The 14,889-nt window shown below is 62.3% G+C and carries 10 protein-coding genes; 7 read left to right on the top strand and 3 right to left on the bottom strand.

All coding sequences use genetic code 11. The annotated features are described in order from the left end of the window. Positions 1 to 37 precede the first annotated feature (37 nt). Positions 38 to 3,178: an efflux RND transporter permease subunit gene (locus tag ACSQ3F_RS11040; protein WP_436100246.1), complete on the bottom strand. Its 3,141-nt coding sequence runs from the start codon at positions 3,176 to 3,178 to the stop codon at positions 38 to 40. A 3-nt stretch (positions 3,179 to 3,181) separates the two neighbouring features. Beyond that, positions 3,182 to 4,327 (bottom strand): efflux RND transporter periplasmic adaptor subunit, encoded by a 1,146-nt coding sequence (locus tag ACSQ3F_RS11035; RefSeq protein WP_436100245.1) that lies wholly within the window; start codon positions 4,325 to 4,327, stop codon positions 3,182 to 3,184. A 327-nt stretch (positions 4,328 to 4,654) separates the two neighbouring features. Between ACSQ3F_RS11035 and ACSQ3F_RS11030 the strand changes: the two genes are divergently transcribed. Together ACSQ3F_RS11030 and ACSQ3F_RS11025 are read left to right on the top strand one after the other, a co-directional pair. Then, complete coding sequence (locus ACSQ3F_RS11030) at positions 4,655 to 5,332, top strand: response regulator (RefSeq protein ID WP_436100244.1); 678 nt, start codon at positions 4,655 to 4,657, stop codon at positions 5,330 to 5,332. A 12-nt stretch (positions 5,333 to 5,344) separates the two neighbouring features. Next, positions 5,345 to 7,225, top strand: coding sequence for a sensor histidine kinase (locus ACSQ3F_RS11025; RefSeq protein WP_436100243.1), 1,881 nt, complete (start codon positions 5,345 to 5,347; stop codon positions 7,223 to 7,225). 93 nt (positions 7,226 to 7,318) lie between these two features. On the opposite strand, the gene ACSQ3F_RS11020 is transcribed toward ACSQ3F_RS11025, so the two are convergent. Continuing rightward, the gene (locus ACSQ3F_RS11020; RefSeq protein WP_436100242.1) at positions 7,319 to 7,600 is read right to left on the bottom strand and encodes a hypothetical protein; all 282 of its coding nucleotides are present in this window, start codon (positions 7,598 to 7,600) and stop codon (positions 7,319 to 7,321) included. Positions 7,601 to 7,778: 178 nt separating this feature from the next. On the opposite strand from ACSQ3F_RS11020, the gene ACSQ3F_RS11015 reads away from it, so the two are divergent. From ACSQ3F_RS11015 to ACSQ3F_RS10995, 5 genes are read left to right on the top strand one after another with little or no spacing between them, the layout of a single operon-like run. Then, positions 7,779 to 9,686, top strand: a complete 1,908-nt coding sequence (locus tag ACSQ3F_RS11015) for a mechanosensitive ion channel family protein (RefSeq protein WP_436100241.1) — start codon at positions 7,779 to 7,781, stop codon at positions 9,684 to 9,686. A gap of 7 nt (positions 9,687 to 9,693) precedes the next feature. Then, positions 9,694 to 10,143, top strand: a complete 450-nt coding sequence (locus ACSQ3F_RS11010; RefSeq protein WP_436100240.1) for a hypothetical protein — start codon at positions 9,694 to 9,696, stop codon at positions 10,141 to 10,143. 40 nt (positions 10,144 to 10,183) lie between these two features. Next, complete coding sequence (locus ACSQ3F_RS11005; protein ID WP_436100239.1) at positions 10,184 to 10,468, top strand: hypothetical protein; 285 nt, start codon at positions 10,184 to 10,186, stop codon at positions 10,466 to 10,468. A gap of 35 nt (positions 10,469 to 10,503) precedes the next feature. Next, positions 10,504 to 11,610, top strand: a complete 1,107-nt coding sequence (locus ACSQ3F_RS11000; RefSeq protein ID WP_436100238.1) for an efflux RND transporter periplasmic adaptor subunit — start codon at positions 10,504 to 10,506, stop codon at positions 11,608 to 11,610. A 24-nt stretch (positions 11,611 to 11,634) separates the two neighbouring features. Next, the gene (locus tag ACSQ3F_RS10995; RefSeq protein ID WP_436100237.1) at positions 11,635 to 14,772 is read left to right on the top strand and encodes an efflux RND transporter permease subunit; all 3,138 of its coding nucleotides are present in this window, start codon (positions 11,635 to 11,637) and stop codon (positions 14,770 to 14,772) included. Positions 14,773 to 14,889 lie beyond the last annotated feature (117 nt).

Raw genomic sequence — 14,889 nt, 5'->3', positions numbered from 1 at the left:
AAGGTCCTGTTGGCCCGATCTTCATATAAGGCCGGCTCTATTCGACCGCCTGCCCTTCCGCTCCACCCTTGACGCCCTTCACCTTTTCCCGGAGCCACTGGAAGATCACATAAAGCACCGGGATCAGGAAGATGCCGACCAGCGCCGCCCCCAGCATGCCGCCGAAGACGGCAGTGCCGACACCACGCCGGCTGAGCATGCCGGCACCTTCTGCAATGACCAGCGGAATCAAACCGGCAATGAAAGCAAAGCTCGTCATCATCACGGCACGGAACCGCTCCCGCGCTCCCTCCACAGCTGCTTCCGAGATTTCCAGCCCGTGCCTGCGGCGCTCCATGGCGAACTCGACAATGAGAATGCCGTTCTTCGCAGCAAGCGCGATGAGGACCACAAGGCCGATCTGGGCGTAGAGGTTATTGTCGAGACCCGCAACCTTGAGGGCCAGCATCGAGCCCGCGATACCGGCCGTCACCGACAGCAGCACGGCGACCGGGATGGTCCAGCTTTCATAGAGACCTACGAGGAACAGATAGGCGAAGAGCACCGCGAGGCCCAATATGATCGCCGTCTTGCCACTCGCTTCGATTTCCTGCAGCGCCGTTCCCGTCCACTCGTAGCTGTAGCCGGGTGGAAGCGTCTTGGCGGAGACCCCCTCCATGGCGGCAATCGCCTCGCCGGAACTGCGACCCGGCGCCGGTCCGCCATTGATCGTGGCGCTTGCATAATTGTTGTAGCGCACGATGAGCTGAGGCCCAAGGATGAGGCGTGCCTGCGCAAAGGCTCTGATGGGCACCATCTGGCCTTTGCTGTTTCGGACATTGATCCGGTAGATGTCGTCGACTTTCGCGCGCTCGGAAGCCTCCCCCTGAACCGTCACCTGCCAGGTTCGCCCGAACAGGTTGAAGTCGTTGGCGTAGGCACTCCCGAGAACCGACTGAAGCACGTTGAAGACATCCGAAACCTCGATGCCAAGCGTCTGCACTTTCTCGCGGTCGATATCGAGATAGAGCTGCGGCGTATTGGCAGCATAGGTCGTAAAGACCCTGCTCAGTGCCGGATCCTGGTTGGCGGCGAAAACAAGGCCGCGGGCCGCCTGGGCAATTTCGGCCGCGCTGCCACCGCTGAGGCTCAGGAGCTGGTATTCGAAGCCGCTGCCTGTTCCCAGCCCGATGATCGGCGGCAGATTGTAGACGATGACATTGGCTTCCCGGATCGCCTGGAGTTCGCCGCCGAGTTTGGCGATCAGGCTGTCGACGGAAAGCTCGGGCTTGGTGCGGTCAGCAAAGGGCTTCAGCGTCATCACAAGCAAAGCGGAGTTCGACTTCACTTGACCGTCGAGCAGGCTGTAGCCGACAACCGACATGACGCCCTGGACGCCATCCGTCTTGCGTATCATCTCTTCGATCCGCTTGGCGACGGCATCCGTCCGGTTGACCGAAGCGCCGTCCGGCAGCACGATTTCGCCAAAGATGGCACCTTGGTCCTCGGAAGGAAGGAAGCCGGTGGGTGTCGTCTTGAACAGCCACCCCGTGCCGGCGACGAGTGCAGCCAGCACCACCAAACCCAGCAAGGCGAAGCGAACGAACCGCCGCACGAGCGCAGCATAACCATCGCGCGCAAGGTCGATGCCCTTCAACACATAGCGGATGGGACCACGCTTCGGGCCATGATGCGCCTTCAGCAGAACGGCGCAGAGTGCGGGTGACAGCGTGAGCGCGTTGATGGCGGAAATCACCATGGACACCGACACCGCAACGGCGAACTGGCGGAAAAGCTCGCCGGAAATGCCAGGAATGAACGCCACGGGCACGAAGACGGAGAGCAGAACCAGCGTGATCGCGACGATGGGAGCGGTAATCTCGCCCATGGCACGGCGGGCGGCTTCTGCCGGCGTCGTGTTTGGATCTTTTTCCAGCTGGGCTTCGACCGCCTCGACCACGACGATGGCGTCATCGACCACGATGCCGATCGCGAGAACGAGGGCAAGCAGTGATACCGTATTGGCCGAAAAGCCCAGCCCCATCATCACCGCGAACGTTCCGATAAGCGACACGGGCACCGCGATCAGCGGAATGAGCGTTGCGCGCACGCTGCCGAGGAACAGATAAACGACAATCACGACAAGGATGAAGGCCTCGATCAAGGTCTTGACGACTTCGTGGATGCTTTCCTCGACAAACTTCGTCGTGTCGTAGGTGATCTTGTAGTCGACGCCTTCCGGGAATGACGGCTTCAACCTCTCCAGGAGTTGACCTACGGCTTCGGCGGTTGCGATCGCGTTTCCGCCCGGCGCCTGATAAATGCCGAGGACGGCAGCGGCTGTACCATCCTGTCTTCCGATTTGCTCCGACGACTTCGACGTGAGTTCGACACGCGCAACGTCGCGGATTCTGACGAAAGAACCATCGGGTTCGGCTCTAAGGACGACACTTTCGAATTCCTGTACGGTCGTGAGACGTCCCTTGGTTTGAATGGTGAGTTGGAACTGCTGGTCGGGCAACGCGGGCTGAGCACCGATGCGGCCGATCGCGGCCTGAACGTTCTGACGCTTGAGAGCATCAACGATATCATTCGGCGTCATGCCGAAGTTTGCGAGGCGCTCGGGCGTAACCCAGATGCGCATGCTGTAGTCGGAGGGCGTCAACAGCGTGACGTCGCCGACGCCGCTTATTCGCTTCAGGCCGTCGATGATATTGATCGTCGCGTAGTTCGACAGGAAAAGCTGGTCTTGCTTTCCGTTCGTGGACGTCAAAGCGATCAGTTGCATCAGCGCTGAAGACTTCTTCTTGACGCTGATGCCCTGAGCGCGCGCCTCCTGCGGCAGTTGCGCCTCAGCGAGATTGACACGGTTCTGCACGTTGACCGCATTGATATCGGGATCAGTCCCGACAGCAAAACTGACGGTCAGCGTGTAGCTGCCGTCATTGCCGCTTGTCGACTTCATGTAGATCATGTTGTCGACGCCAACGACTCGCGATTCAATCGGCTGGGCAATGGATTGCTGAACGATCTCCGCGCTCGCACCGGGATAGCTGACGGTCACCGACACCTGCGGCGGCACGATGTCCGGGAATTGGGCAATGGGAATGATGGTTAGGGCCACGAGACCCGCAATGGTGATGACGAGCGAAATGACGACTGCGAGCCGTGGCCGATCGATGAAAATCCCCGACAGCATGGCTCAGGAACCAGACTTGATTTCGACCGGTTCGACGACCTGGCCCGGACGAACCTTCTGCACCCCTTCGGTGACGACCATGTCGCCCGCCGCGAGCCCCTTGGTCACCGCGAGCTCTGCTCCTTGGACCTGTCCCGGTTCAATCCGCCGGACTTCGATCTTGTTCTCCTTGTTGACGACAAGTGCGAAAGGACCGGCCTGATCGATCTGGATCGCGGACTGCGGCACGACCAGCGTGGTCTCCGCAGTTCCGCCCTCAACAATGACGTTGACGAGCTGGCCATCGATCAGCACGCGGTCGGGATTGGCGAAACTCGCCCGCACCGGCACGGTGTCGGTGCCTTGATCCACGGTCACGTCGACGAAACTGACCTTGCCAGGTTCGGGATACAGCTTCCCGTCGGCAAGCTGCACGCGAACGACCGCCGCGTTCACCTGCTCTCCCAACTTTCCGGTGCTGCCCAGTTTTTCGCGAACTGCCAGTATTTCGCGCTGGGACACCGAGAAGGTCACGTAAATGGGATCCTGACTGACGATCGTCGCAAGCACATTGCTCGACGAGCCGACGAAATTGCCAACGGAATATTGAGAGCGGCCGATGCGGCCCGCGATCGGGGCGTGGATATCGGTATATCCAAGGTCCAGCTTGGCCTTGTCCAGCGCGGCCCGCAGCTGGGAAACGTTTCCCGTGGCCTCCCGCTGCTTTGCTGTCGCCAAGTCCAGCTGGGATTGAGGCGCGGCACTCTTCGCAACAAGGGTTGTCTGCCGGTCGACCTCGATGTTGGCCAGCGCCAGCCCAGCCTCGCCCGATTCGATCGCACCTTCCGCTTGGGCGACCGCGGCTTCATACTGCCCCTTCTCCATGACGAAGAGGAGGTCGCCGGCCTTGACATCCTGTCCTTCGGTAAAGAGCCTCTGCTCCAGGAAGCCATCGACGCGAGCGCGCAACTCCACCTTGTCTGTGGCTTCGACACGCGCGGTGAACGAAATGGAAGGCCTGATGTCTTTCTCGATCGCTCTTGTAACGGATACGGAAGGAAGGGCAGCGACTGGCTTACCGCTTTCCTGGGCCGCCGCGCTGCGGCTCATTGCAATCGTAGAGATGACCATTGCGGCCGTGACAAGTGATCGACCGACACAGCCTACCATTGAGTATCCCCCCTCAAATGCGTCTCGTGACAACCGACTTCACCTTCCTCCCTCGCACAACAACTGTCAATCTGCGGAAGTCCTCCATTTTTCGGCTCTCGCCCGGTCGTCATCAGGCAAAAAAGCCCGCCGGTCCGCACCCCGATGAGATTCGAACCGAACGCTCGCTATCTTGAACACCTTGCCGTCATGTGAGCCTTGCTATGTCACCTAGCCGTATACGTGGAACTCGACGGTCTGTTCTTCTCCCCATGATCATGGCTGTTCGGCAAACCCGAATTCGGCAATAGTGGAACAGGGAGTCGAACCGACGGAAAGGAATAAGAAGTGGCGCGGCCGACCGGCGAGACGGAGGGGGAGATATCCGTACTGATCGTGGAGGACGATGCGCCGACGCGCTGGCGCATTTCAGACGCGCTGTCCCAAGCAGGCGGTTTTCAGGTCATGGAGGCAGCCAATCTCTCGGAAGCGCGGGCCTTGTTCGCCGCCGCCGCGCCGAACGTCCTCCTGACCGACCTGCAGCTTCCCGACGGCAACGGCATGGAGCTTATCCGCGAGGTCCGCCAGCGCAGCGGGGAAATCGAGATCATGGTGATCTCGATCCTCGGCGACGAGCAGAGCGTCATCTCTGCCATCCTTGTCGGTGCCAACGGCTATCTCCTCAAGGACGCCTTCCCGACCGATATCGCCAACACGGTGCGCGAACTCGTGCGCGGCCATTCGCCGATCTCCGCCTCGATCGCCCGCTTCATCGTCCGTCGCACGCAGGGAAGGCAAGGCCCCGCGACCCAAACGGATCTCAACACCGCCAAGTTGACACCCCGGGAGATCGACATCCTGTGGGGTATCGCCAAGGGCTTCAGCTATGCCGATATCGCGGCCCATCTCGGTATTTCGCGCCAGACGGTTCCTGGCTATATCAAGAACATCTACCGGAAACTCGAGGTCAATACCCGCGGCGAAGCTGTTTTCGAAGCCCTGCAGCAGGGGCTCATCAAACTATAGAAACGCAACCCGATGGCGCTGAGCCTGTATTTCACCCCTACCAGAGATTTTCGGCTGCCGGCCTATGTCGGCCTGCAGATCCTGCTTGCCGCCTTCTGCTTCCTGCTCTTCCAGATCGACCTGCCGCAGCCGCCCGATCGCTATCGGCTGACGTCGGCCGAGACGAGCGACGACGGCTCCGGCTGGACGCCGGTAACCCTGCCCCATCTGCACGCATCGCATAAGGGGCAACCGCCGCCCCACCTGTACCGACTTACCTTCGACCGGCCCGTTTCCGAGGCGCAGACCCCGTGGTCGATCGTCGTGCCGCGATTCACCAGCGGCATCGAGATTACCGTCAACGGCACGGTCATCCATGACACCCGCGGTGATCCCATGAGCAGTCGCCCCGAGCGCAATATGCCGGCGATCGCTCGCATCCCCGGCCCTGTTCTCAAGGATGGACCGAACGAGATTGTTATCCAGCTTTTCGTGTGGGGCCCTATCAACGCCTATCTGGATCCGGTTTACGCCGGCCCCGACAGCGACCTTCGGCAAGCTTATAACAACCGTATCCTGCTGTTCCTCACGATCCCGCTTATGCTCGCCTCCTGGCAGGCGATGCTCGGCGTCATTCTTGGCCTGATCTGGGCGAACCGGCGGCATGAGCCCGCCTATGGGCTTCTGGCGGCGGCGATGACACTGGGCGCCATTCAGCATTTCATTCCGATACCGGTCTTCCGGTCCCTCCAGTCCTTCCTGGCCGCATCCGTCTCGCTTGAAAGCGCGCTCGTCCTCATGTTCGCCGTGCGTTTCACGCAGTTGAAGGTATCCCGATTGAGCTGGGTCGTCTTCCTGCCCGGCATCGCGATCCTGTTGTCCGGCCTGTTGGGGCCGATGGCAACGCTGCAACGCACCTACCTGACCCTGGGACCTGCGAGCGTTGCCATCTGCATTCTGCTGATATCGCTGATCCTTGGCTGGTCGGCTGTCGTCCGCAAGGAAGTCAGCAGCATCTGTCTCGGCACCGCGTTTACCGCCGTCCTTGTCTGCACTGCCCATGACATGCTCATGCTCGCGAACGTCCTGACCGGCGAGCGGATATTCATCGCCAGGCTTTCCTATTCGGTCGTCCTGGTCACCATCGGCATCGGGCTGACCTGGCGTTTCGTCCAGGCACTGAACGAGACCGACAATTTTGCCAATCGGCTTGTGAAGCAGGTGGCCGAAGCGGAGGAAAAACTGCGGGCGAGCTTTGCGCGAGAAGAAGAACAGGCCCGCGCAGAAGCGCTGGCAGACGAACGGACCCGCCTGATGCGCGACCTGCATGACGGCCTCGGCGGACAGCTCGTCAGCATCGTGGCGCTCGCCGAACAGGGGCGCGGCGGGCCGGCGATCGGCGAGGCGGCACGCGCCGCACTCAAGGACCTCCGCCTCGTTATCGATGCCATGGAGGATATCGATGGCGATCTCATGCTCGCGCTTGGTTCATGGCGCGAGCGCATGTCCGCACAGCTGAGAGCGCACGACATCCGACTCGTCTGGGATGTGCTGACGCCCGGCGGCCTGCCGGTCTTTCCGGGCCTGCGGCCCTGGCATGTGATCCAGATCATGCGGCTGCTCGACGAGGCAGTCACCAATGCCATCAAGCATTCAGGCGCCGGGAGCCTGCTGGTCACCATCGAGACGATCGCGCAGGAGGACGGGACGTCCGGCGGGCGGATCACCATCGCGGACGACGGGACGACGGGCTTCGACCTTGCGGCAGCCAGTGCCCGGAGCAGCAGCGGACGCGGCCTGCTCAACATGAAAAAGCGCGCCGAGCGGTGCGGCGCGCAGTTTTCCATGACGTCCGGACCGGAGGGCACCTGTGTCGCCCTCCGTCTGCCGGGTCAGTTCGCGGCGTCGTCCTAAAGTATCCGTTTTGATCAAAACGGATACTTTAGGGTCCTTGTTCTTATGCATGTCGTTGTCCCAAAGGCGCTGCACACTTTCGGGCGACATGCATCAGCGGCGACCGACACGGTTGACCGGGCCGCCTCGGTTCATCGGCGTGCCGATGCGGCCGACGCCAGGGACACCCACGACACCAACTGCCGGACGCACCCGGCAACCGACCGGGACGCCCGGTGCCGTGCAATAAACCACTCTTACCGCCGGCGGACGCACCACGCAGCCCTTTGGCACGCCGACCGTCTTGCAATAGACGACTGCGGCGGCCGGCGTGGCTATCGCGAGCTGAATTCCGCCAAGCGTCGCGAGATAGGCAACCGCCAATCCGATCCGCAATCCAACCCTTCCTCGACCCATATCCGTGCCTCCTGTTGAGAAATCATCGCCCAGAACGCCCGGGCATGGAGCACACCATGCGCAAAAGCGGACAGGCGCAACATACCATGATCATGGGGTGGTTGGGCGAGGAGACGCGGAGTATTCCCGCTCGAACTGAAGGTCGAGGGAATATCAAATGTCAGCTTCCGGCGTTCCGCTCCAAGCGGTCGACCCCGTCTCCGCCGGGCCGTCGCTCCTGGTACCGCATTTTGCGTCGCCGTTCGAGACCTTGCGGTCGGTGAGCGAAAGACTGGAGACCGAGTTCGTCGCGACCATCGTCGCCTTTCCGCGCTTGCTGGACGACGTCGTGCGGGTACTGACCGCACCTTCCATCCCCGATCGTCTCTCCGGCGCCGGCATCATTGGCGGAGCGGTGCTGCTCACCTTCCTCGCCGTGCGTTGGCTGCTGCGTGAAAAGCGGCGGCAGGCAGCCCTCGAGCGGATGCCCTTCACCGCGATCCTCAAGCTGACAGGCTGGGATCTGCTTCCGCTGATCGCAGCGATCGTCGTAGCCCGGCTTCTGGTCGTGCGCTGGTTCGGTTTCACGCCCGGGGCGGCCGTCTTCCCGGTTGAATTCGCGACCGGCCTTATCCAGTGGCTCTCCGCACTGACCTTCCTCGGCATCGTCTTCCGTCCGAAAATTCCGCAATTGCGGCTGATCGCGATCGATGAGGAGGGTGCGTCCACGGCAATCCGCCATGGCGGGGCTATCCTGGCCCTTGGCTATCTCCAGCATGTGCTGCTCTCGGCTGGCCAGCGCGGCGGAATGCCCCTCGACACCGTAAGACTGGTGGCCTTCCTCGTCTCCTGCGGGATGATCTTCGCCACTTTTCACCTCCTGCACCTTTTGCGCCGGCACGGCCTGAAAAAGCCCCTCCACCTCCTCGGCGTCTGGCTGGTCATCCTCACCTTCGCGCTCTGGGTCTGGGGCTGGGTCAGCCAGGACTTCGATCTCTACAGAGGCGTCAAGGGAACCATTGCCGCACTGCTCGTCGCGCTCGCCTTCGACCGGGCGCTCGCGCTCAGCATCACGCTTTCACGACGACCGGGCATGATGCGGATGTTCTTCGTGGTCCGGGTGGTCGTCGATAGCGTTGCGATTGCCATCATTCTGCGGGTCATTGCGGAATATTGGCTGGTCGGCACGTTCGCACTCGTTCCGCCGGCGGACTGGCCGCTCTTTTCGCGACGCCTCACCTTTTCTTCCCTCGCGCTGGTCATAGCAGCCTGGCTTGCCGCCACCACGCATGTGTGGATCGAGGCACGCATGGCGCCGCCGTCCTCGCTGGAATCAGCGGAGGAGAAGGAGAGGTGGCACGCGCGTCTTTCGACCGTGTTGCCGATCATCCGGGTCACGACCCTCGCCTTGATCGCGACAGTGTTCTCGCTGATCGCGCTTTCGGCGCTCGGTATCGATATCACGCCGGTCATGGCCGGCGCCGGCATTCTCGGGCTTGCCATCAGCCTCGGCTCACAGGAGCTGGTGAAGGACATCGTCTCCGGTATCTTCTGCGTGGTGGACGACGTCTTCCGGCTCGGCGAACTCATCGAGATAGGCACGACCCGTGGACGCGTGGAGCAGATCAAGCTCCGAAGCCTCAGATTGCGCGGCGAGGACGATCGGCTGCACACCATTCCCTTCGGCGAAATCAGCACCGTCACCAGCCACAGCCGGCGGCTTGCCAGCGTAACGGCGACCGTCCCTCTCGACAAGGAGCCCGACCGTCAGGCACAGGACAGGTTCGCCCGCATCGCCTCGGCAGCGCTGCGGAGCGAAGCGCCGATCCAGGCGGCGATCGTCGGAAAGATCGTTGCACGCTCGGCGGCCGGCGAGAACGGCCACGACCCGCATCTCGCGCTGTCGTTCCATATGTCCCGCGCTGCCGCGATCCGCTGGGAGGGCATGATCACCGGCCTCGTCGAAGAAGCTGCGGAGGACGCGGGCTTCAAAGGGAGCGCGGCTAGTGTGAAGGTTTCGCTATCCGATGTGCGGGAGGCAAGCTCAGCGTTTCTGAGCCCTCCTCCCCAGCCGTCTACACCATGAACATGGGATGGCGAACGCCATGAACCTCGTTAAACCTGCCGCCGTCCGGAGAACCGTAGCGCCTGATCGCGCGGCCGGCAGACATATTCTGGGGGCAGATCAATTCATGTTTTTAAAGTTCGCGCTTGCGTCAGCGAGGAAAGACACGGCGGGCCGGGCGCTCAAGATCTCGCGCCGGCTCTTTGAGGGCAAGATGCGCGCCGGAGAAAACACCGACCTCGCCCAGTTCCAGGCACTCGGCATCGCCGCCCACGACATTTCCACCGTCAAAGGCGGAATCCGCAAGAACCACAACAAGGCTTTCGGCGACGGTATGGCCATAGCTGGCATCGGGCAGGTGCTTGCGGCCGGACCCGTCCGAAATCCCGTCCCGAATGGCCTGGAGACCCTGATCCTGGCCGTGCCCCGGCTCGACGGCTCCCTGCCTACCGCATCGACGGAGGCCCGGCAGCCTTGAGAGCAACTACCGTCCGTGTGACAACAAGAGGAGAACTGACATGCCTACCACCAAGACCCTGCTTACGGCTCTCGCCGTCGTTTCGGCGTTTGCGCTCACAATACCTGCTCATGCGCAGGAAGAGGCCTACCTGGCTGCAGAACAAAGCGGCGACGGCTCGCTCGATCAAACCGAATTCAAGACTTTCATCGACCTGATGGCACAGTCCGGCAAACCGGTTGCGGCCAAGCTCAAGGCCTCCGGTCGATACGGCCTCGCCTTCGGACGCATCGACAAGAACAAGGACGGCCTCGTTTCGCCGACCGAGCTTTCCGCGCTGAAGTGACCGGCTGATTGCCCCATTCCTTAAGGAGACAAACCATGTGCCGGTCAGTCGGAATTGCCGTCATCCTGCTCCTTTCGACCCTTTGCGGCAACACCATGGCCCAGCAGAGCCAGAGGAAAGTCGTCGTCAAAGCGCCGGTCGAACAGCAGGTGACACGATATCTTCATTCGACCGGCACATTGAAGGCCGTCAATGGCGTCGACCTGGTCGCACGCGTCTCCGGCACGCTCGAGGCGGTCAATTTCGAGGACGGCGAACGGGTCCGCCGCGGCGACGTGGTCTTCGTCATCGAGCAGGAACCCTATCGGATCAACCTTGCGATCGCTGAGGCCGAGCTCGCGCAGTCGCAGGCAAACCTGCAGCAGACGAGCTCCAACCTCATCCGGCAGGAGGAGCTTGCCAACAGGCAGGTGGCCGCCCAAAGTGCCCGCGAAAACGCGATCGCCCAGAATGAGATCGCCAAGGCACAGGTGGCCGCTGCCGAGGCCAAAGTGCGCAACGCCAAACTCAATCTCGGTTATACGGAAATCCGCGCGCCGTTTGACGGCATCCTGTCAGCGCGGAACGCCGATATCGGCGCCTATATCAACGCCGCGTCGGCGCCCAAACTTGCCGCAGTCGTGCAACGGAATCCCCTGCATGTCCTTTTCTCCGCCAATGAGCGGCAGGTCATCGAAATCCGCAAGGCGCTCGCCCAACGCAACATGAAGATCGCCGATGCCGGGCCGATCCGGGTGGAAATGGGCCTCCAGACCGACAACGCCTATCCCTATTCCGGTACGCTCGACTACATCGCGCCTGAGATCGACACGGTCTCAGGAACGATGACCGTCCGGGCGATCATCGCAAACACAGCCCTGTTTCTCTCGCCCGGCATGTTCGCCCGCGTCCGCGTGCCGCTTGCGACCAATGCGGCACTCGTCATTCTCGAGACGGCGATCGGCACTTCCCAACAGGGCCGCACGGTGCTCGTCGTCAACCAGGAAGGCAGCGTCGAACTCCGCAAAGTAACCGTCGGCGACAAGCTCTCCGGAGGCCTGCGCGAGATCGCGCAGGGCCTGTCGGCCGGTGACCGGGTCATCGTGGAAGGCGCGGGGAACGTGCGGCCCGGCGAGACCGTCACGATCGTCGACCAGCTCTGACGCAGCAAATTCGCAGGGATCGTCATGATAGCGAAGTTCTTTATCGACCGGCCGGTCCTTGCCAATGTCATCGCCATTCTGACGATGATCCTCGGGCTCGTGGCGCTGACCCGCCTGCCGGTGTCGCAATATCCGAACGTCGTGCCGCCTTCGGTGCAGGTGACCGCCCGCTATCCCGGCGCCAATGCGGAAACCATCGTGCGTGACGTCTCCCTTCCCATCGAGCAGAAGGTCAACGGCGTCGAAGGCATGCTCTATATGCAATCGACCGCGACCAGCGACGGCACCTACACGCTGACAGTCACGTTTGCGATCGGAACCGATCCGGACGAGGCGCAGATCCTCGTGCAGAACCGGGTCGCAAGTGCGCTTCCGGCTCTGCCGGATGCAGTGCAGGCGCAGGGAGTACAGACCGCGAAGCGGTCGACGGCGATCCTGGCGATCGTCGCTCTTTCATCCTCCGATCCCGCCCATGACAGCCTGTTCATGGCGAACTACGCAACGATCAACGTCATCGACCAAGTTTCCCGCATTCCCGGCATCGGCAATGTCGTCGTCTTCGGCTCGGGCCAATATGCTGTCCGCATCTGGATGGACCCCGAGCTGCTCGCGGCGCGCAACCTCATCCCCGCCGACATCATCAACGCGGTCAACAAGCAGAGCCGCTCCACATCGGCCGGCCAGCTCGGCATCCCGCCGGTGCCGGCGGGCGAGAATTTCCAGTACACGCTGAAGCTCGATTCCAAGCTTGCCGACGTACCCTCGTTCGAGGACATCATCGTGCGGGTGTCGGAAAACGGCCAGGTCATCCGGCTGCGCGACGTTGCGCGGGTCGAGCTCGGCGCCCAGCAGTACAACCAGGATTTCTCCATGGACGGCCGCCCGGCGGCGGGGCTCGCTCTCTTCCTGCTGCCGGAGGCCAATGCACTGGATGTCATCGAGCGCGTCAAGGTGAAGATGGACGGACTGGCGCAGGCCTTCCCGGAAGGAATGAGCCACGCCATTCCCTTCGATACAACCCGCTTCGTCTCTGCCGCGATCGGCGATGTCTACCAGACGCTGGTCGAAGCCGCCGTGCTGGTGCTTTTCGTGATCCTCGTCTTCCTGCAGGACTGGCGTGCGACGCTGGTGCCGGCGACAACCGTGCCGGTGACGATCATAGGTGCCTTTGCAGCGCTCGCCATGTTCGGCTTCTCGATCAACCTCTCGACGCTGTTCGCCATTATCCTGGCGATCGGCATCGTCGTCGACGACGCGATCGTCGTGGTGGAAGCGGCGGCCAAACATCTCGAGGAAGGCAAAAGCCCGCATGATGCGGCCGTGCTTGCCATGCAGGAACTGACCGGACCGATCCTCGGCATCACTCTGGTGCTGCTCGCCGTGTTCCTGCCGGCCACCTTCCTGCCCGGCCTCAGCGGCGAAATGTACAGGCAGTTCTCGCTGGTGATCGCCGCGACAGCCCTGATCAGCGCTGTCAACGCCATGTCGCTCAAGCCCGCCCAATGCGCCCTCTGGCTCGAGGCCCATCCGCCCGGGCACCGCAAGAACATCTTCTATCGCGGCTTCAACCGCGTCTACGATGCCTGCGAAAGGGTCTATGCCGCACTGGTCTCGCGGATGGTGAAGATCAGCATCGTGCTGACGGTGGTGGCCGTCGCGTTGGTCGGCCTCTCGGTCTATCTGCTTTCCCGCGTGCCGACCACTTTCCTGCCGGTCGAGGACCAGGGCTATTTCCTGGTGTCCGTACAGCTTCCGGAAGGCGCTTCGCTGGAGCGCACGAAGGCGGCCATGGAACAGGTGCGCGAGCGCGTCGAGACCATCGGCGCGGTCGATACGGTCATCGCGATCGGCGGGCTTTCGGCTGTGAACAACAACGCGAGCCTCGCCAATGCCGGCGTGGTCTATGTCATCCTGTCCGACTGGAGCGTCCGCGAGCAAGGCGAGGACCTGCTTTCACTGTATAACAAACTGACCGAGCTGACCGCGAACCTGCCGGACGGCGAAGCCATGGTCCTGCCGCCGCCACCGATCCAGGGCATCGGCAATGCCGCAGGCTTCGCACTCCAGATCGAGGCCCGCAATGGCAATTTCGATTATGCGGCCCTGCAACGGGCAGCCGGCTCGATTGCCGACGCCGCGCAGAATAATCCGATCTTCCGACAGGCTTTCAGCCCTTTCCGGGCCGATGCGCCACAATTTTCGGTCTCCATTGACCGCACCAAGGCTGAAAGCGCCGGCATCGATACCGGCAGCGCCTACGATACCGTGAGTCAATTCATCGGCTCCTCGTATGCCGGACAGGTGAGCCTCTTCGGCCGCATCTTCCAGGTCTATGTACAGGCCGAGGCAAACAGGCGCATCGAGCTCGCCGATCTTCAACAGCTCCGCATCCGCAGCAATTCAGGCCAGATGGTGCCGCTCGGCGCGCTCGCCGAGGTGAAGGCCGTCACCGGTCCCTCGCTGATCAGCCTCTACAACCTCTATCCGTCTGCCCAGATCATCGGCGCGCAGGCGCAAGGCTTCAGCACCGGCCAGGCGCTGGACGAGCTGGAGCGCATCACCCGCGAGCTTCTGCCGCGCGATTTCGGCACCGAATGGACGGCTGTCTCGTTCCAGGAGCGGGAGCTTGGCGGGCAGATCTATGTCGTCTACGCGCTGAGCCTCGTTCTCGTCTATTTCGTGCTCGCCGGCCAATACGAGAGCTGGTGCGCGCCGGTCTCGGTGATCGCGACCGTGCCGCTTGCCCTGATCGGGACCGCGGCGACGCTGCTCGCCGTAAAGGCGCCGGTCAACCTCTATACCCAGATAGGGCTGGTGCTCCTGATCGCGCTTTCGGCGAAGAACGCCATCCTGATCGTCGAGACGGCCCGGCACATGCGGCTGCAGGGCGACAGGACTATCCTGGAAGCGGCAGTGGAAGCCGCCCGCAATCGGTTCCGGCCCATCCTCATGACATCGATCGCCTTCATTCTCGGCGTCGTACCGCTGGTGCTGCAGACCGGCGCCGGCGCCAGCGCCCAGAAATCGATCGGCATCGCCGTCCTCACCGGCATGCTCGGCTCGACCTGCCTCACGGTCGTCTTCGTGCCTTCGCTCTTCGTCGTCATGCAGCGGCTTGAAGAGCGACTGCGATCGAAGAAAGAAAGGACGGCGGCCACCTGAGCCGTGGAAACTCATTTTCCAGCCGCGTTCCTTCACCAGCTTCACCGCTTCAGGCTTGACGCCTCGCGGCTGAATATTCGACTTTGTATTCATACCGGGCATCGTGCGACCGATTCG

The sequence above is a fragment of the Pararhizobium sp. LjRoot238 genome (genome assembly GCF_964252955.1).
Classification (GTDB): domain Bacteria; phylum Pseudomonadota; class Alphaproteobacteria; order Rhizobiales; family Rhizobiaceae; genus Pararhizobium.
Note: the sequence above shows the minus strand (reverse complement) of the source record. Positions and strands in the feature narration are given on the sequence as shown.

Bases quoted from the DNA above. Each gene is read 5' to 3' on its own strand.
- ACSQ3F_RS11040 (WP_436100246.1), bottom strand. From the start codon at position 3,178: ATGCTGTCGGGGATTTTCATCGATCGGCCACGGCTCGCAGTCGTCATT.
- ACSQ3F_RS11035 (WP_436100245.1), bottom strand. From the start codon at position 4,327: ATGGTAGGCTGTGTCGGTCGATCACTTGTCACGGCCGCAATGGTCATC.
- ACSQ3F_RS11025 (WP_436100243.1), top strand. From the start codon at position 5,345: ATGGCGCTGAGCCTGTATTTCACCCCTACCAGAGATTTTCGGCTGCCG.
- ACSQ3F_RS11015 (WP_436100241.1), top strand. From the start codon at position 7,779: ATGTCAGCTTCCGGCGTTCCGCTCCAAGCGGTCGACCCCGTCTCCGCC.
- ACSQ3F_RS11010 (WP_436100240.1), top strand. From the start codon at position 9,694: ATGGCGAACGCCATGAACCTCGTTAAACCTGCCGCCGTCCGGAGAACC.
- ACSQ3F_RS11005 (WP_436100239.1), top strand. From the start codon at position 10,184: ATGCCTACCACCAAGACCCTGCTTACGGCTCTCGCCGTCGTTTCGGCG.
- ACSQ3F_RS11000 (WP_436100238.1), top strand. From the start codon at position 10,504: ATGTGCCGGTCAGTCGGAATTGCCGTCATCCTGCTCCTTTCGACCCTT.
- ACSQ3F_RS10995 (WP_436100237.1), top strand. From the start codon at position 11,635: ATGATAGCGAAGTTCTTTATCGACCGGCCGGTCCTTGCCAATGTCATC.